12 protein-coding genes are annotated in these 17,366 nt (G+C 64.3%); 3 read left to right on the forward strand and 9 right to left on the reverse strand.

Going from position 1 to position 17,366, the window contains the following annotated elements:
• Positions 1 to 18: 18 nt before the first annotated feature.
• The gene (locus AC1Q67_RS03790) at positions 19 to 5,109 is read left to right on the forward strand and encodes an apolipoprotein A-IV repeat region-like domain-containing protein (RefSeq protein ID WP_492235157.1); all 5,091 of its coding nucleotides are present in this window, start codon (positions 19 to 21) and stop codon (positions 5,107 to 5,109) included.
• An 882-nt stretch (positions 5,110 to 5,991) separates the two neighbouring features.
• Here the strand turns inward: AC1Q67_RS03790 and AC1Q67_RS03795 are convergent.
• The 3 genes from AC1Q67_RS03795 to AC1Q67_RS03805 are packed head-to-tail and all read right to left on the reverse strand — an operon-like array spanning position 5,992 to position 8,774.
• Entirely contained in the window at positions 5,992 to 6,831 is an 840-nt protein-coding gene (locus AC1Q67_RS03795; RefSeq protein ID WP_024577798.1) for an MlaD family protein, read from the reverse strand.
• Positions 6,832 to 6,860: 29 nt separating this feature from the next.
• Positions 6,861 to 7,631, reverse strand: a complete 771-nt coding sequence (locus AC1Q67_RS03800; RefSeq protein ID WP_024577797.1) for an ABC transporter ATP-binding protein — start codon at positions 7,629 to 7,631, stop codon at positions 6,861 to 6,863.
• A gap of 9 nt (positions 7,632 to 7,640) precedes the next feature.
• A complete protein-coding gene (locus AC1Q67_RS03805) occupies positions 7,641 to 8,774 on the reverse strand; it encodes an ABC transporter permease (protein WP_492235156.1) in 1,134 nt (377 codons plus the stop codon).
• Positions 8,775 to 8,911: 137 nt separating this feature from the next.
• On the opposite strand from AC1Q67_RS03805, the gene dgcA reads away from it, so the two are divergent.
• Entirely contained in the window at positions 8,912 to 9,916 is a 1,005-nt protein-coding gene (dgcA, locus tag AC1Q67_RS03810) for an N-acetyl-D-Glu racemase DgcA (protein WP_492235155.1), read from the forward strand.
• Here dgcA and AC1Q67_RS03815 read toward each other — a convergent pair.
• A complete protein-coding gene (locus AC1Q67_RS03815) occupies positions 9,913 to 11,172 on the reverse strand; it encodes an MFS transporter (protein WP_492235154.1) in 1,260 nt (419 codons plus the stop codon). The two genes, dgcA and AC1Q67_RS03815, sit on opposite strands and share 4 nt — an antisense overlap.
• A gap of 64 nt (positions 11,173 to 11,236) precedes the next feature.
• On the opposite strand from AC1Q67_RS03815, the gene AC1Q67_RS03820 reads away from it, so the two are divergent.
• The gene (locus AC1Q67_RS03820; RefSeq protein WP_492235153.1) at positions 11,237 to 12,268 is read left to right on the forward strand and encodes a hypothetical protein; all 1,032 of its coding nucleotides are present in this window, start codon (positions 11,237 to 11,239) and stop codon (positions 12,266 to 12,268) included.
• Between the two features lie 58 nt (positions 12,269 to 12,326).
• Here AC1Q67_RS03820 and AC1Q67_RS03825 read toward each other — a convergent pair whose 3' ends face one another.
• From AC1Q67_RS03825 to thiD, 5 genes are all read right to left on the reverse strand, one after another.
• Positions 12,327 to 13,307, reverse strand: coding sequence for a threonine ammonia-lyase (locus AC1Q67_RS03825; RefSeq protein WP_492235152.1), 981 nt, complete (start codon positions 13,305 to 13,307; stop codon positions 12,327 to 12,329).
• Between the two features lie 279 nt (positions 13,308 to 13,586).
• Positions 13,587 to 14,660 (reverse strand): glycosyltransferase family 4 protein, encoded by a 1,074-nt coding sequence (locus tag AC1Q67_RS03830; protein ID WP_492235151.1) that lies wholly within the window; start codon positions 14,658 to 14,660, stop codon positions 13,587 to 13,589.
• Entirely contained in the window at positions 14,660 to 15,457 is a 798-nt protein-coding gene (locus tag AC1Q67_RS03835) for a UDP-2,3-diacylglucosamine diphosphatase (RefSeq protein ID WP_492235150.1), read from the reverse strand. The genes AC1Q67_RS03830 and AC1Q67_RS03835 overlap by 1 nt, the downstream gene beginning before the upstream one ends.
• 57 nt (positions 15,458 to 15,514) lie before the next feature.
• Positions 15,515 to 16,174 (reverse strand): class I SAM-dependent methyltransferase, encoded by a 660-nt coding sequence (locus AC1Q67_RS03840; RefSeq protein WP_024577789.1) that lies wholly within the window; start codon positions 16,172 to 16,174, stop codon positions 15,515 to 15,517.
• A 285-nt stretch (positions 16,175 to 16,459) separates the two neighbouring features.
• Positions 16,460 to 17,260 (reverse strand): bifunctional hydroxymethylpyrimidine kinase/phosphomethylpyrimidine kinase, encoded by an 801-nt coding sequence (gene thiD / locus AC1Q67_RS03845; protein ID WP_492235148.1) that lies wholly within the window; start codon positions 17,258 to 17,260, stop codon positions 16,460 to 16,462.
• Between the last annotated feature and the right edge of the window lie 106 nt (positions 17,261 to 17,366).

Below are 17,366 nucleotides of genomic sequence, written 5' to 3' on the forward strand. Positions count from 1 at the left end.
TAAAGGCGTGCGGGACACATGGCGAAAAATCCGAAGGTCAAGGATCCAACTGAAGCCGCCCTTTCGGCGATCCAGGAAGCTCTGAACATCGGCGATCTGCCTCCCTCCGACAGCAGTCGGGACAACCTCGCGCGCAACGAACCGTCGCTTGGCGCTGCCAGCCGCGGGGCCGACCTGCGTTCGCCTGTTGCCGACGACCTCGGCGTCCCGAGCTTCGACCGCAGTCCCGCCAATGACGACCGCGAAACCATCGGCGCCATTCTCCAGACCATTCAGAAGGGCCGCCCGCGGCGCAACGCCTATACTGTCGCAACGCTGTTCTCGGGCCTGTGGATCGCAGGCGTCGGCTTCCTTGCGTTCGCTTTCCTGCCCGCACTCGAATCAATCGTCGGCCAGGGCAGCGCCGGCTTCCTGGCGCTGATCGGCCTGATCGCCGTTCTCGTTGCCCCCCTGCTGCTGTTCTACTTCATCGCCAGCATGGCATGGCGCAGCCAGGAAATGAGCATGATCGCGCAGTCGATGGCGCAGATGGCCGTCCGTTTCTCCGAACCCGAGCATGTCGCCAACGGCGCCATCGTGACCGTGGGTCAGGCGATCCGCCGCGAAGTCGCCGCCATGGGCGACGGCGTCGAGCGCGCGGTCGCGCGCGCCGGCGAACTCGAAGCGCTGGTCGCCAACGAAGTCTCCTCGCTGGAGCGCGCCTACAGCGACAACGAAGTGCGCATCCGCGCCCTGCTCCAGGATATCGCCGTCCAGCGCGACAACCTGGTCGGCCAGGCCGAGCAGGTCCGCAACGCCATTTCCGGCGTGCAGATCGATCTGCGTCAGGACATTGCCCTGATCAGCGACGCCATCGCCTCGCGCGTCGATGAAGTGGCCAGCAGCATCACCGGCGCTCTCGAAGAGCGCAGCGAGCACATCACCCGCGCCCTCTCCAGCGCCGGCGACAACATGATCATCGCGCTCGGCGAACGCGGCGGCGACCTGCTCGACCGCCTCGAGGAAGCCAGCACCCAGACCGCGGCCAGCGTGCTCGACGCCAGCGAAAAGCTGACCGCCAGCCTCAACTTCAAGACCGGCCACGTCCATGAGGAATTCGCGGACCTCGCCGACCGCGTCCACGACGCCTTGAACGAACGCCTCGACAAGATGACCGGCGAGTTCGAACAGCGCTCGGCGACCATCGTCGACGGTATCGCCGCGCGTTCCGAGGAAATCATCGCCAGCGTCGCGGACCGTACCGACAAAATCGTCGAATCGATGAGGGTTTCGAGCGAGTCCCTGCTGTCCGAGCTCGATGTCCGTGGCGCCACCTTGTCCGAGCAGATCGATGAGGCCGGCAATCGCCTTGCCGACCGCGTTCTGACCAGCGGCGAGAAGGCCGGCGAAGCGCTCGACGTCACCATCAATACGCTGGTGGCGAAGGTCGTGAGCCAGACCGAAACCGCCCACGAGACGCTGAGCAACCAGATCGGCCTGTTCGACGGCATCGTCAAGGAACACGGCAACGAACTGGCCGAGAAGTTCGCGCGCGACAGCGGCACGCTCGGCGCCCTCATCACCCGCCACATCGCCGAATTCGATCGCACGGTGAAAACCTATGGCGGCGAGATCGTCGAACGCATGGGCGAGCATACCCAGGGCCTCGCCGACAACCTCAAGGCCTATGTCGACACCTTCGATACCCGCGTCACCACGCATCGCGACGAAATCCACTCCAAGCTCGACACCAGCCTCGCCGGCTTCAAGGCCGCGATCGAAAGTCGCGTCGACCGCCTCGACACCTCGCTGCTCTCCACCGTCAACTCGCTCGACGAGACGGTTGCGACCCGCACCAAGGCTCTGGAGGAATCGTTCGATGCCCGCGCCGCCGCATTCGGCGACACGGTCAGCAACCGCGCTGCGTCCTTCACCACGGTGATGGATGCGCGCACCAGCGCCTTCACCGACGCGATCGACAGCCGCGCCGTGGCGTTCACCGAGAAGCTCAGCGATCACTCCGCCGAAATCGCCCGGGTATTCGACACCCGTGCCACGGCGTTCACCGAGAAGCTCAGTGAGCACTCTGCCGAAATCGCCAAGGTGTTCGACACCCGCGCCTCCGAGTTCACCGAAACGATCAACGACAAGACCGCGGCGTTCAAGGAATCGATCGACTACCGCACCACCGCGTTCACCGATACGATCGACAGCCGCACCACGGCTTTCGCCGATCTGATCGATGCGCGCACCACCGCGATCACCGAACGGGTCGACACCGGAGCGGAAGCTTTCGCCACCATCGTCGATGCCCGTACCGCTGCGATCACCGATGCCCTCGACAGCCGCACTGCGGCGCTGGCGAACATCGTCGAAACCCGCACCGCGTCCTTCGCGGACATCATCGATACCCGCACGGCGGCGTTTGCCGACACGGTCGATACCCGTACCGCCTCTATGGTGCAGACCTTCGACAGCCGCGCAGCAGCCTTCGCGTCGGTGGTCGAGAACCGCTCCGCAACCATCGCCGAGGCCATGGAGGCGCGCGGCGCTCAGGTGATGAGCCTGCTGACCAGCGGCGTCGACCAGATGGCAAACGCCATGAGCGAGCGCATCAAGGACATCCAGGGCAACCTGGGATTCAACGTCAGCGCCCTCGCCTCCGACATCAGCGCGCGCGTCGCGCAGTTCGAGAACCTGCTCGATACGCGGGTCGAGGCTGCGGCCAACCGCGTCACCACCAGCGGCCATCACGCCGCCGATGCGATCGGCTCGCGTTCGGAAGAGATGACCCAGGCGATCAAGGCCCGCGTCGAGGAAGCCGAGCGTGCCCTCACCGGCCTGATGTCCAACACCTCGACCACGATCCAGGAAGGCGCACGCACCGCCCAGCAGTCGCTGATCGCGCTCTCCAGCGATGTCAGCAGCCAGCTCAAGGCCGTGTCCGGCGAAGTCAGCACCGACCTGAAGACCGTGTCGGGCGAAGTGGGCTCGCAGCTCCGTGGCATCACCAGCGAGGTCGGCACCCAGCTCCGGGATATTTCCGGCGAGATCGGCTCGCATCTTCGCGGCATCTCCGGCGACGTGGGCACCAGCCTCAAGGCGGTCTCCGGCGACCTCGAGCGCACCATCCAGATGGCGGCGCGCGAAGCCGAGAACACCCTTACAGTCGCATCGACCGGTGCGACCTCGCAGATCAAGTCGGCCTCCGCCGAGATCGAGCGCACCATCGCGGTCTCGACCGACCGCTTCGGTTCGACCCTCAACGGCAAGGTCGAAGCCATCACCGACGGCGTCCGCGAGCAGACCGAACAGCTGGCGCAGCTGGTCGACAGCCGCCGCGGCGCGCTGGTCGAAGCTCTCGGCAGCAAGGCTGCGGAGATCTCGTCCACCATCGGCAGCGCTGCGGACTCCGCGCTGAAGTCGATCGAGAACCACGGCGGCGCCTTCACCGTCGCGATGATGAACAACTCCTCGGATCTGGCCCGCCAGATCAATACCGCCAGCGAGATCGCGATCGGCGCCGTCAGCAAATCGCTGAAGGATATCGATCAGACCTCGCGCGCGGCGATCGACCAGTCGCGTCAGGTGGCGACCTCGACCATCAACGAGCTGCAGGAGACCAGCAAGATCCTGCGCACCGACACGCTCGCCCTGTTCGAGCGGCTGCGTGAGGGCAACATCCTGCTCCAGGAAGTGCTCACCGGCGCTCACGACAACCTCAACTCGCTCGAGCGCACGCTGGTTACGCGGGTCGCGGAGTTCGTCTCGACGATGAACGACGTCACCAGCCGCAACGGCGAATCCACCAACGCGCTGGAGCAGCAGCTCGGAACCTTCACGTCCAAGACATCGGGGGCGCTGGAGAATCTCAACGCGCTCTCGGCGCAGTTCGAGAACCATGGCCGCGCGCTGGTTGAAGCTGCGACCCTGATCGAGCGGAGCAACGAGCGCGCCGGCGACTCCGTCGCCGACCGTAACGCCCTGCTGGAATCGCTGGTGTCCAGCATTGACCTGCGGACGCACGATCTCGACGAGCGCCTCTCGCGCTTCACCAACCTGCTCGACGACTCGCTCGCCGCAGCCGAGACGCGGGCGCGCGACATCGCGCAGATCGTGGCGCAGACCGCGGGCTCCAGCTCGGCTGAAGTCAGCCGCCAGTTCGAAGCGGTCCGCATGGCCGTCGAGGACGAGCGCCGCCAAACCTCCGAAGCCATGGCCGAACTGTACGACCAGGGCACCCGCGAGGCGGAGAACATGTTCCGTCAAGCCGCGGACAAGTTCGCGACCATCGTGCACGGCATGAAGCAGATGGCCTCCGAACTGCACAGCGAACTCGACGCCACCCGCGCCGAACTGCGCCGCGGCGTTCTCGAAGTGCCGCAGGAAGCGGCTGAGAGCACCGCGCAGATGCGCAAGGTCATCGTCGACCAGGTCGAAGCGCTGGCCGAGCTGAACCGCATCGTCGCCCGCCACGGCAAGGGCCTCGACGTGGCGCCGACCACCCGCACCGTCTATCGCGAGGAAGAAACCGTGATGGCGACAGCCGGCGGCCGCGCCGAGACCGTATCGCGGTCCGCGCCGCAGCGGCCTCGCGACGTTGCCAGCGCCTCCAGCCTGCCCGCGCCGGAGTTCGGCCCGGCCAGCCCTGCACCGCGCCGCACCGAAGCGCCATCGGTCTCCCCGGTCGGCAATGGCGGCAACAACGACGGCTGGCTGTCCGACCTGCTGAACCGCTCGGACGATGACGGCGCACGCGGCCGTGCCGCGCCGTCCGCTCCGCGTCAGTCCGCAAACCCGCTTGAAGCGCTGTCGCTCGACATCGCCCGGCTCGTGGACCGCGAACTCGCAGCGGAAATGTGGGATCGCTATCAACGCGGCGAGCGCAAGGCGTTCTCGAAGCGGCTCTACACGCCGGCCGGACAGAAGGCGTTCGACGAGGTCGCCCGCAAGTATCGCGCCGACCGCGCCTTCAAGCAGACGGTGGACCGTTACATCAACGAGTTCGAACGCCTGCTGGATGAAGTCTCGCGCGACGAGCGCGGACCGGCGGCCCTGCGCAGCCACCTCGTGTCGGAAACGGGCCTCGTTTACACCCTGCTCGCTCACGCTGCGGGCCGGCTGGGGTAAGCTCAGACCCCCTTCGACAACCATACGAAAAGCGGAGGCTTCACGGCCTCCGCTTTTTCGTTGGGCATGTATCACCACTCGTCATTGCGAGCGCAGCGAAGCAATCCATCTTCACTTGCCGCCGCAAAAGCTGGATTGCTTCGTCGCTTCGCTCCTCGCAATGACGGGCTGCAACATTTCGTGATGGGGATACGTATCCACGCGCTCCGTACCGCGCTTAAGTTCGCCATGTCCTGTTCGTGAGGGGCGCTTCTCGAGGGCGCTTTGAAGCGGAGCAGGATGCGGCGCCTGCGCGTGTGTCTCGCAAACACGCGTTCGGGAGGCTGGGGTCACCGTCCGGGCCAACTATGTGGCTCTGCCGTTCGCCGGCTGGACGCGGAGCGGACGAAGGCGGCGAAAGCCGTCCGGATCAGGGGTCGAGTACCTCCCCCGTCCGCACCCGGAAGTACGGTCCCCTCGCCCAAAATCGCCGCAGTGGAGCGCCGCAAGGCGATGCGCTTCCGGAAGACCATCGCCTCGCACGCGATGCCGGGAGCGAAACGAACACAAGGTGCGCCTCGCGGCGCTCCATGCCCCTCGTTGTCCGGGGCAACTAACAGATCAACTCGCGATCAATCGCGAGAGCAATCATGCGTGGCTGTTTGATAGTTGAATCGGAAAGTTGAAGTGGCGCACGCTGTCGCATCACACCCAATCGTCGCCCCCGCGAAGGCGGGGACCCATAACCACCGAACATCCTGATGATGGCGAGAAGATTGCTCCGGCATCTCCCTCAAATCGAGAACTCAGGGAGTATGGGTCCCCGCCTTCGCGGGGACGACCAGTTGAGAGATTGCGTGGATGCCTCAACGCCACTCGCCGCAAGCGGGCGAGGTGAAACCCCTACCGCTGCCGCGCGCGGGCGTCGGCGGGACTTCGGACCGGGGTTGGAGCCGGAGGCGGCGGAGCCGGTGCAACGTCCTTCTGCCCCGCGCCGAACAGCACGCGGGTCGGGTTGCGGTCGAAGTTGTTCACCGCGCGGCTGATGTCGGCCAGCGTGCGGCGGCCGTCGATGATCAGGCCGGCAGAGCGCTTGTCGAGATTGTCGGCCAGTTCGCGGAACGACTTGGCGGCGGCCTGCAGCTCGCCCTTCTCGCCCATCAGGCCATCGACGCCGGCCATGATGCTGTCGATGCGCGCCGAATTGGCGGCAAGGCTCTTCGAGAACACCTCGATGTTGGTCATGCTGCTGTGCAGGGTTTCCTGGTTTTCAAGAACCAGCCTGTTGACGTTCTGCAGCACGCCGCGCACCGCTTCGCCGATGTCCTGGATCGCATTGGGATCGGCCGTCAGCGTCGGCACGCCGTCCTCGGCGACCGGCACGCCGCCCGCCTCGATCGAGCCGCCCTTGAGCGACACCGACGAGACGCCGGTGAGGCCGGCGAATTCGAGACCGACCAACGAGTCCTTGCGGATCGGCGCGTTCTTGTCGACGTTTGCGATCACGACCACGCGCTTGGGATCGTCGAGCTTGATCGACGTGACCTCACCGATCTTGATGCCGTTGAAGTTGACGTTGCCGCCGGTGCGCAGGCCGGAGGCCGCGCCCTCGAACACGATACGCAGCGGAACGCGCTGGGCTGCCGCGCCGAGGTTCTGAAACCAGAACACAAAGCCAAAGGCCGCGGCCACCACCGCAAGCGTGAACGCCCCGATCAGGACGTAATTTGCCTTTGTTTCCATCAACTTAACTCCAAATACGCAATATGTACTTACGCGACGACGGCACGGGCGCGCTTGCCATGAAAATAGGCCCGCAGCCAAGGATGCTGCGAGGCCAGCATGTCGTCCATTGTGCCTACCAAGAGAACCTTACGATCCCCCAACACTGCAATCCGGTTGCAGGCCGTTTTAAGGCTGTCCAGATCATGGGTTACCATAAAAACGGTCAGTCCCAAAGTGCGCTGCAGCGTCATCACAAGCTGATCGAAATCGCCGGCGCTGATCGGATCGAGTCCGGAGGTCGGCTCGTCGAGGAACACAATCTCGGGGTCGAGCGCCAGCGCGCGGGCGAGCGCCACGCGCTTGATCATGCCGCCGGACAGTTCCGACGGGAACCGGTCGGCGACCTCAGGCTTGAGGCCGACCATGGCGAGTTTGGCGATGGCGATTTCATCGAGCAGCCGCTCGGACACGTTCATGAACTCGCGCACCGGAAACTGGATGTTCTGCCGCACGTTCAGCGACGAGAACAGCGCGCCATGCTGGAACAGCACACCCCAGCGGCGCTCGACCGCGCGGCGCTGATCCTCGCTGGCCTTGCCCATGTCGACACCGAACACTTCGATATTGCCGGCCAGCTTGGGGATCAGGCCGATGATCGTGCGGGTCAGTACCGATTTGCCCGCGCCCGACGCGCCGACAAAGCCGAGGATTTCGCCGCGCCGGACATCGAGGTCGAGATGATCGAGAATGAGATTCTCGTTCAGCTTCACCGTGAGGTCACGCACCCTGATGATGTGATCGTCGAAGTTCTCCGCCATCAACCGGTCCTAAATATTGATCGTCGCGAAGAAGATTGCGAACAGGCCATCCATGACGATGACGAAGAAAATCGATTTCACCACCGAGGCCGTGGTGTGCTGGCCGAGCGACTCCGCACTGCCCTTCACCGCGGCGCCCTCGACACAGGCGACGATGCCGATCACCAGCGCCATGAACGGCGCCTTCACCATGCCCACCGTGAAATGGTTGATCGAAATGGCTTCCTTCAGCCGCGACAGAAACGCATCCGGCTGCACGCCGCCGTAACCCCAGGCGACAAGTCCGCCGCCATACAGCGCCGCCATTGCGCCAAGGAATGCGAGAATGGGCATGGCGATGATCAGCGCGACGATGCGCGGCAGGATCAGCACCTCGGTCGGGTCAAAGCCCATGGTGCGCAGCGCATCGACCTCCTCGCGCATCCGCATCGAGCCGAGTTCTGCGGTGTAGGCGCTGCCCGAACGGCCGGCGACCATGATCGCCACCAGCAGCACGCCGAGTTCACGCAGCACCAGCACGCCAAGCATGTCGACCACGAACACATCGGCGCCGAACTTGCGGAAGTGGAAGATGCCCTGCTGGGCGATGATGCAGCCGATCAGGAAGGTGATCAGGACAACGATCGGGACCGCGCGCCAGCACACCTGTTCGAGGTGGTGGATCATCGAGGTGAAGCGGAAGCTGGTCGGATGCCGGATCACCCGGAACAGCGCATTGAGGATCGCGCCCAGCATGCCGATCAGGCCGACCAGCGTGCCGCCGACCTCGACCACGCTGCGGCCGACGCCTTCCAGCATGCCGACGATGGTTTGCCGGCGGCGCTGGTGCACAACGCCGGTTTTGACCTGACGCACCTCGTTCACAAGGCTGGCGTAGTTGTCGGACAGGCCCGCCACTCTGGGTTCGACACCGCCGTGCGTGAGGCTGCGGCGCATCCGCTCGATCAGCCAGGCTCCGAAAGTATCCAGGCTGGAGACTTCCGACACATCGATGATGATATTGGCGGAGCCGCCATTCCGCTTCTCGGTGTCCTCGACGATCTTTTCGAGATCGGGGGCGTAATGGACGGTCCATTGGCCAGCCGCGCGCAGCGCAAGGCCTGCGCCGACGGTCACCTGCTCCAATGTCGGATTGCCGTTCAAGCCCAACTCCTGCGCCGATTCCGTGCCCGGCTGACGAAGCAACCTATCACGATGCCAACAAACTGTACGGGGATGTGACTAAGAGCCATAATTGCCATATTCAGGCAAGCCCATCCTCACGAAAATCGATTTCACAAATGATGCCATCGCTGACACTCGCCGCCCGGATCGAGCGCTGGCCCGTTGCCGGTGGCTTCACCATCAGCCGCGGCGCCAAGACAGAAGCCGTTGTGATTGTGGCCGAGGTAAGTCGCCAAAGCCGTGACGGTAAGGCCATTGTCGGGCGTGGCGAGTGTGTTCCCTATGCCCGCTACGGCGAGACACCGGAGGGAACGCTGGCAGCCATCCAGACCATGCAGGACGCGCTCGGCGGCGGGCTGGATCGGCAGATGCTGCAGGCGCAGATGCGGGCAGGCGCCGCCCGCAACGCGCTCGACTGCGCCCTGTGGGACCTTGAGGCCAGGGTGGCGGAAAAGCGCATCTGGGGCCTTCTCGGCCGTCCCGCGCCGCGCCCGTTGACCACCGCCTATACGATCTCGCTGGGCTCGCCGGAAACCATGGCGGAGGCCACCGCGAAGGCGGCCCATCGCCCGCTGCTCAAGATCAAGCTCGGGGGCGACGGCGACGAGGCCCGGATCGCCGCTGTTCGCAAGGCTGCACCTGAAGCCGAATTGATCGTCGATGCCAACGAAGCCTGGACTGACGGTAACCTGGCACGGCATCTGGCCGCCTGCGCTGATGCCGGGGTGACCATGATCGAGCAACCCCTGCCCGCTGGAAATGATCAGGCGCTGGCCAGGATCAAGCGGCCCGTCTCCGTCTGCGCAGATGAAAGCGTGCACGACCGCGCGTCGCTGGAGGGCCTGAGGGAGCGCTACGACGCCATCAACATTAAGCTCGACAAGACCGGCGGCCTGACCGAGGCGCTGGCCATGGCCGAAGCCGCAAAGGCGTTGGGATTCGACCTGATGGTCGGCTGCATGGTCGCGACGTCGCTGGCGATGGCCCCTGCGCTGATGATCGCGCAGGGCGCACGCGTGGTCGATCTCGACGGACCATTGCTGCTGGCGAGGGACCGCGACAACGGTCTGCGCTATGAGGGCAGCACGGTCTATCCGCCCGATGCCGGGCTCTGGGGTTAGTCCGTCGCCGTGTGGTGCGCGTCGAGACGCCGGCGTGCCGCGACCATGACGAGGCCGCCAGCGAATGCCATCACGGCCATCGCGTAATAGACGCCCTCGCCGACCCGCGCATAGATCAGTCCGGACAACATCATGGTCAGGCTGGTTACTGCGCCCTGCGAGGCGACCATGTAGCCCTGCGCGGTGGCGAGCATGTGATGAGGCACATTGCGGACCATCAAGGCGACGGTGCCGACCTGCGTGATCCCGAAGGTCAGCCCGTGCATCACCTGCACCGCCGTGAGCACCTCGATCCGCGGCTCCATCGCGGTGATGGTCCAGCGCACCACCGCACTCAGGGCACCGATCAGGACCATGGCCGTCGGCGACAGTGTGAGGCGCGGCGAAATCGCGAACACCACGATTTCAGCGATCACCCCGAGCGACCACAACGCCGCGATGGTGAAGCCGCCGAAACCGGCATTCTGCCAGGTGATCGAGGAAAACGCGTAATAGGCGGCATGGCTGCCCTGGATCAGGGCCGAAGCGCCGATGATGGCGAGGAACAGCGGCTTCCGTAACAGGCCGCTCGCTCGCCCCTGCGGCGCGGTACCTGCTGGCGATGAGTCCAGCGGAACGATGCCGAGACTGACGAACGCACTGAGAAGCGCGACCGCAACGATGATCCAGATCAGATTCTGCGGATCGATCACTTTGAACAGAACGCCCGCAATCATCGCGAACACCACGAATGACGCAGACCCCCACAACCGCATCTGCGCGTAGTCGAGCCCGTGACGTGTGACGCCCTTCAGCGCGTAACCGTCCGTCAGCGGACTGAGCGGCGTCCAGAGGCAGGCGATCACGACATACACGATCAGGATTGTGAGCGGATCGCGAAGCAGCCCCAGCACGGCGAAGCCAACGGCCGTGATGAACGCAAGCGCGATCATGGTGCCGCGCAGGATCTGGCGCTGCTCGGCCGCCGCTGTCACGAACGGCAGGATAGTGAAACGGGAGAGCGACGGCGCGGCCGTGATGAATCCGATCCAGGACACGTCGACGCCGATCGCCTTCAGCCAGACCGGGAAGAACGGCAGGTGGACGCCAATGATGCCGAAAGTCGAGGCGTAAAACAGGCTGATCCGCACGGCAAATCGGCGGGCGATGGATTGCCCGGCCGGGTGCTTTTGTGATTCGCTGGTGAGCAAGGGAATTGCGATTCGCTGCGGTTCGTGGTGATCGTTATCTAGCGCGTGTTCGGTGTATCTGGACATCGCTTTTGCGTGTGGATCGCGTCACCGCGTTTCTGTTCTACAGGTTTCTGTCTCACGGGTTTTCATGGCCAACGAAGCCTTCGCCCTGTCGCCGATTTCAGCCCGCGCCGCGTCTCCGACGGACGCGGACTTCGAGGCTATCCGCGAGGCGTTTCTGGAGACCGCGCGGGGCCGCTGGTTTCTCGACGAATACACGCGGCGCAACCGAAACGCCGACACCGCGATGGTGCTCGAGGCCGTCGCCCGCATCGAAAGCTCGCTTGCCGCCCAGAAAGAGGAACAGCGGCAGCAGGCCATTGTCGAAACCCCCCTGATCGAAACCCCGCCGGTCGAGCCGCCTTCAAGCGAGTTGCCTGAGGCCATGGCCGCAGTCAAAGCCATCGTGGCCGCCGCTCGCGAGAGCGTTTCCGCTGCCCTGTCGGGCGCGGCGTTCGAGGAATCGCTGGCACCGTCGCGGAAGTGCGCGCGGGTGATCCGCGAGATCGCCTGGGGGCTGCGCGAGTCCGGCGCGGACGGGCGGATCTGCTTTCTGCTGGAGTCGCAGGTCGATGCGATCAACGCCGCCTGCGATCACGTTGCCGCGGGCGGCATTCGGGACGGCGTGTTGCAAGCCTTCGATCAGGCTGCGCGTGAGATCGAGGCCATTGCCCCTTCCACCATCGAGCCGCAGAGCGAGGCTGAATCCGGTGCGGCACTCCCCGTTGCCGATACGGCCCCTATCGAAGCCTCCGATGAGGTGCAGATTGCCGCTGCCGATAATGAATTGTTCGACGTAGCGGCCGCTTCTGAGGCTTCGTCCCCGGAGATGGCGACAGAAGCGGTGCCGCTGGTGGAAGAAAGCCTACCGGTAGAACTGGCAAGTGCGGAGGCGATCGAGGCCTCCGAGCCGGCGATGGCCATACAGTTGGAAATCCTGCCGGAACCGCCTGAGCCGGCTCCGGAGATTGTGCCCGAGAGCGCGATGACCGCCCCGGCATCGCTTGGTGAGAGCCTGATCGCCAGCGGGATTATCGCCAGGCCCGCGACGCCGCGCAGCGATCCGCTGGCGCCGATCCGGCGGATGAGCCAGGCCGAAAGAATCGCGTTCTTCAGCTAAAGGCGAAGTTGTGACGGTCTTTGCCGCAAAAGGCAGGCAAAGGGCCGAATTGTGACGCCTACTGAATCAACTTCGCGTAGAGATCCGCATCGACATTGCCGCCCGACAGCACGATCGCGACGGTCTTTCCCTTGGCGTTGAGGTATCCCGCAAGAAGCGCCGCCAGCGCGACCGCGCCGCCCGGCTCGACAACGAGTTTCAGTTCGCGAAAGGCAAATCCAACGGCCTTCGCGACTTCGTCATCCGTCACCGTCACGCCCTGCGCGCCGAGCTTCTGATTGACGGCAAAAGTGATCTCGCCGGGAATGGAAGCCATCAGCGCGTCGCAGATGGTGCGGCCCACAGCGCGGTGCGGCTCGCGATGCCCGGCCGCGAACGAACGCGCGTGATCGTCAAAGCCATGAGGTTCGACAGTGATTAGCCCCGCATCGGGAAACTTCGCTTTGGTTGCCAGCGCAATACCGGCCATCAGCCCGCCGCCGGATGCCGGCGCAGATACGATGTCCGGTGCGACACCAAGCGCCGACAAATCCTCCGCAATCTCGCGGCCCACGGTGCCCTGCCCCGCGATCACCCACGGATCGTCATAGGGAGGAACGACCGTCGCGCCGCGCTTGCTCGCGAGATCGCGAGCGATGGCATCGCGGTCTTCCTTGTCGCGGTCATAGGGAATGACCTCAGCACCGTAACTCTTGGTGCGCTCGATCTTGGACACTGGCGCATCGGACGGCATCACGATCGCTGCCGGCATGCCGAGAATCTGCGCAGCAGCCGCGACGCCCTGCGCATGATTGCCGGATGAGAACGCAACGACACCGGCTTTGCGCGCGGCCTCAGGAATGGAGGACAATTTGTTGAAGGCGCCGCGAAACTTGAAAGATCCCGTTCGCTGCAACACCTCCGGCTTCAGGAAGATGCGTCCGCCGGTCAGTGCATCGAGCGCGGGCGACGAGATGAGGCGGGTTCGGACGGCGACGGGCGCGAGAACGCGCGCGGCGGCTTCGACATCTGCATTGGTGGGGAGAGCAAGTTCGGTCATGGCGCATGTATAGCGCGCTGATGCATATGGGCAAGATCGTCGGCGCTTGACCGCCTGAACTACATTATTTGTCTCGATGCAGCACCGGACGCGGTCGGCCCCCTCTCCCGTAGGGAGAGGGTTGGGGTGAGGGCGTAGAATCTATCGAGAGAGCGTACCCCTTCATCCGGATCGCTCAAGCGATCCGACCTCTCCCCATGGGAGAGGTGAAGAGGAACGTGCGTCTCGCTCCCGATCAACACAGAAGAATCAGGCACGAAGAATCGCGGCACCTTGCGATCAGGCGGTTGGCACGGATTCCGATGTCAGCCGGAGCCGGCGAGCGAGACGGCGGCGCCAGCGGCGCTTGACCTGGGGCGGACGCTCACGCGTCACGTTATCGATGAAGGCCTGGGCGCATGCGCCCCAGCTTCGGGACGCGGCGAACTCCCGGCAGGCTTCGCGAGGGATCTCCAGCGCAGCCAGGCACGCCGCGCGCAGGTCGTTGTTCAGCGCACCGACCGGCGCATCACCGATCACATCAAGCGGGCCTGACACCGGCAGCGCCGCAACAGGCACGCCGCTGGCGAGCGCTTCGAGCAGGACCAGACCGAAGGTGTCGGTCTTGCTCGGAAACACGAACACATCAGCGGCGGAATAGGTCTCGGCAAGCGCTTCACCCTGCATCGTGCCGAGGAACACCGCGTCAGGGTATTTGCGCTCGAGCTCGGCCTTGGCGGGACCGTCGCCGACTACGACCTTGGTGCCGGGCAGATCGAGATCCAGAAACGCTTCGAGGTTTTTCTCGACCGCGACGCGGCCCACCGACAGGAAGATCGGACGCGGCAGGGCGAGATCGAAATCGCGTGGCCGGAACAGCTCGGCATCGACACCACGCGACCACAGCACGACGTTACGGAAGCCGCGCCCGCGCAATTCTTCCGCAAGCGCGGGCGTCGCCGCCATCACCGCATCGCTGGTACCGTGGAAATAGCGCAGCGCTGCCCAGACCCATGATTCCGGGATCGGAAAACGTGCCGAGACATATTCGGGAAAACGGGTGTGAAAGCTGGTGGTGAACGGCACCCTGTTCTTCTGGCAATAACGCCGCACCAATATCCCGATCGGTCCTTCGGTCGCGATATGAATGTAGTCGGGCTGCGCCTCTTCGATAATTCGCGCGATCTTGCCCGGCCGCGGCAGTGCCAGATGAATATCGGCGTAACTCGGCAGCGAGATCGTGCGAAAAGATTGAGGCGTCAGGAATTCGACCTCGACACCCATCGACGCGGCGGCTTCAGCCATCTTGGTCAACGTGCGAACAACGCCGTTGACCTGCGGGTGCCACGCGTCGGTCGCGACCAGGATACGCATCAGGCGGCCTGCGCCGTGACGCGCGGTGCGGGCTGCGGACGGCGCACCGGGTCGGTCCAGGTCAGGATTTCAAAGCGGCCATCGTCGTGCTCGACCAGCGCCGTGCAACTCTCGACCCAGTCGCCGCAGTTCATGTAGCGAATGCCGTTCTCTTCCCGGATCGTCGCGTAGTGAATGTGCCCGCAGATCACGCCGTCCGCGCCGTGGCGCTTGGCTTCGCCCGCCAGCGTCTGTTCGAACGCGCCGATGTAGTTGACGGCGTTCTTCACCTTCAGCTTGGCCCATTGCGACAGCGACCAGTAAGGCCGGCCGAACAGCTTGCGGAACGCATTGACCAGGCGATTCATCTGAATTGCAAAATCGTACGCACGGTCACCGAGATGCGCGAGCCAGCGCGCGTTCTGCACGACAAGATCGAAGATATCGCCGTGAATAACGAGATACTTCTTGCCGTCTGCGCCTTCATGAATCGCGGTCTCGACAACTTCGACACCGCCGAAATGCGTGCCGTAATACGAACGCAGGAATTCGTCGTGATTGCCTGGAATGTAAATCACCTTGGCACCCTTGCGGACCCTGCGCAGCATCTTCTGCACGAAGTCGTTGTGGGACTGCGGCCAGTGCCAGTTCGACTTCAGCGCCCAGCCGTCGATGATGTCGCCGACGAGATAGATGGTATCGGCGTCGTGGCAGCGGAGAAAGTCGAGAAGGCGGTCGGCTTGCGAGCCGCGGGCTCCGAGATGGACGTCGGAGATAAACAAAGTGCGAAAGAGCCGTTCTGGACTACTGTCGCTCATAGCCTGTCTTTCCATGGGCGAGCGCTTATCAGAATCGCATGACAGTCCGATGACGGACTAGGCAGCCTGCGAGCTGACAGTTCGCTCGAAACAAACAAGTGTGTAGATGCCGAACGGCGCAACTTTGCGCCGCTCGACGAGGGTCGTGCCTGCGTTTGATTGCGCCCATGCCTGAAGGCGCGCGAACGGAAATTCAGGCCGCAGGCCGAGCGCACGGGTCTTCTGCGCTGCCCAGCGCTCGACAGCCGCCGCGACGCCGACTTCCGAATAGAGGTGGTTAACGAGGATGATGCGGCCGCCCGGCTTCACCACGCGGTGGCATTCGGACAGCACCTGCTCGGGATTGGCGACCAGCGTGATCACGAACTGCGCCACGACGCAGTCGAACGTGGCGTCGTCAAATGTCATGTGATGGGCGTCCATCTGGTGGACCGCCTTGACGAACGGATACTTGCCGCTCGCCATCTTCGCGCGTGCCTTCTCCAGCATCGGCGCGCTCATGTCGATGCCGGTGATCTCGGTGCTGCTGTCGTAGTCATCGAACGACAGGCCGGTGCCGACACCCACTTCCAGGATCTTCCCGCCGATGGATCGAGCAGCGGCAGCCGCCGCGCGCCGTCCCTTCACCATGACCGGACCGCAGACCGCATCGTAGATCGGCGCCCAGCGGGCGTAGGCGGTTTCAACAATGGATTTGTCGAGATCGGTCGAGCTCATCTTGGTTCCAATAAGCGGTCTGAGGAATCAGATTTTGTTTCGCTTATTGGCGATTAGCAGCGGAGTACGACAAACAGGCGACAAACGCGTCAGGTTGTCGCGCGCTCTGCCGTTCGCAACCTCATCTCGAGGCGCGATGTGCTCCCTCTCCCCCGTGGGGAGAGGGGGTTCGGTAAATCGGGAGATTCTACGCCCTCACCCGCCCGTCTTCGCTCGCTGCGCGAGCTTCGCCGGACGACCTCTCCCCACGGGAGAGGTGAAGGGAGCCACTCTCAGGCTTCGCGATCAATCGAACGCATGAAAGTGGTGTATCGGCCCGTGACCATGCCCGACGTCAAGCCGGTCCGCTGCGGCAATCGCCGCGCTGATGTAAGCCTTGGCTTCGCGGACGGCGGTTTCGAGATCCTTGTCCTTCGCCAATCCCGCAGCGATGGCCGACGACAGCGAGCAACCGGTGCCGTGGGTGTTGGTGGTGGCAATGCGCGGCGCGGCTAGCCGGATGACGGTGTTCGCATCGATCAAATAATCCGTGCTCTCGGGTCCGCTTCCATGGCCGCCCTTGATCAGAACGGCAGGACATCCCATCGCCAGCAGCCGCCTGCCCTGACGTTCGATGTCGGATTCATTCGCGGCCACGGCCTCACCAAGAAGCGCGGCAGCCTCCGGCAGGTTCGGCGTAATCAGGCTCGCACGCGGAAACAGCTTGGCCCGCAACGCATCGACCGCATCGGGCGACAGCAGGCGATCGCCCGATGTCGCGACCATGACCGGATCGACGACAAAGTGCTTCGGCTTCCAGCGGCCGAGGCCGGCCACGATGGCCTCGATCGCTTCCCGCCGCGCGACCATTCCGATCTTGACGGCCTTGACGTCGAGATCGCTGAACACGGCATCGATCTGCGCGGTGATGAAATCCGCCGGCACGTCATGGATGCCGGTGACGCCCTTTGTGTTCTGTGCGGTGAGCGCTGTAATCGCGGACGCGCCGTAAACGCCGCACGCCGCGAATGTCTTGAGGTCGGCCTGAATCCCGGCGCCGCCGCTCGAATCCGAACCGGCAATGGTGAGCGCAATCGGTATGCTCATGGACTTCTCGTCGTTCCGCCAGGCTTTCCGTAGCCTACGTCAGGGCTCTAGATCATTTTAACTGGGGAGAGAAGCATTGTAACGCAGGCGATGTGCTCCCTCTCCC

It is taken from the genome of Afipia sp. GW823-FHT06G09 (genome assembly GCF_058794875.1).

Bases quoted from the DNA above. Each gene is read 5' to 3' on its own strand.
- AC1Q67_RS03790 (WP_492235157.1), top strand. From the start codon at position 19: ATGGCGAAAAATCCGAAGGTCAAGGATCCAACTGAAGCCGCCCTTTCG.
- AC1Q67_RS03795 (WP_024577798.1), bottom strand. From the start codon at position 6,831: ATGGAAACAAAGGCAAATTACGTCCTGATCGGGGCGTTCACGCTTGCG.
- AC1Q67_RS03800 (WP_024577797.1), bottom strand. From the start codon at position 7,631: ATGGCGGAGAACTTCGACGATCACATCATCAGGGTGCGTGACCTCACG.
- dgcA (WP_492235155.1), top strand. From the start codon at position 8,912: ATGATGCCATCGCTGACACTCGCCGCCCGGATCGAGCGCTGGCCCGTT.
- AC1Q67_RS03815 (WP_492235154.1), bottom strand. From the start codon at position 11,172: ATGTCCAGATACACCGAACACGCGCTAGATAACGATCACCACGAACCG.
- AC1Q67_RS03820 (WP_492235153.1), top strand. From the start codon at position 11,237: ATGGCCAACGAAGCCTTCGCCCTGTCGCCGATTTCAGCCCGCGCCGCG.
- AC1Q67_RS03825 (WP_492235152.1), bottom strand. From the start codon at position 13,307: ATGACCGAACTTGCTCTCCCCACCAATGCAGATGTCGAAGCCGCCGCG.
- AC1Q67_RS03830 (WP_492235151.1), bottom strand. From the start codon at position 14,660: ATGCGTATCCTGGTCGCGACCGACGCGTGGCACCCGCAGGTCAACGGC.
- AC1Q67_RS03835 (WP_492235150.1), bottom strand. From the start codon at position 15,457: ATGAGCGACAGTAGTCCAGAACGGCTCTTTCGCACTTTGTTTATCTCC.
- AC1Q67_RS03840 (WP_024577789.1), bottom strand. From the start codon at position 16,174: ATGAGCTCGACCGATCTCGACAAATCCATTGTTGAAACCGCCTACGCC.
- thiD (WP_492235148.1), bottom strand. From the start codon at position 17,260: ATGAGCATACCGATTGCGCTCACCATTGCCGGTTCGGATTCGAGCGGC.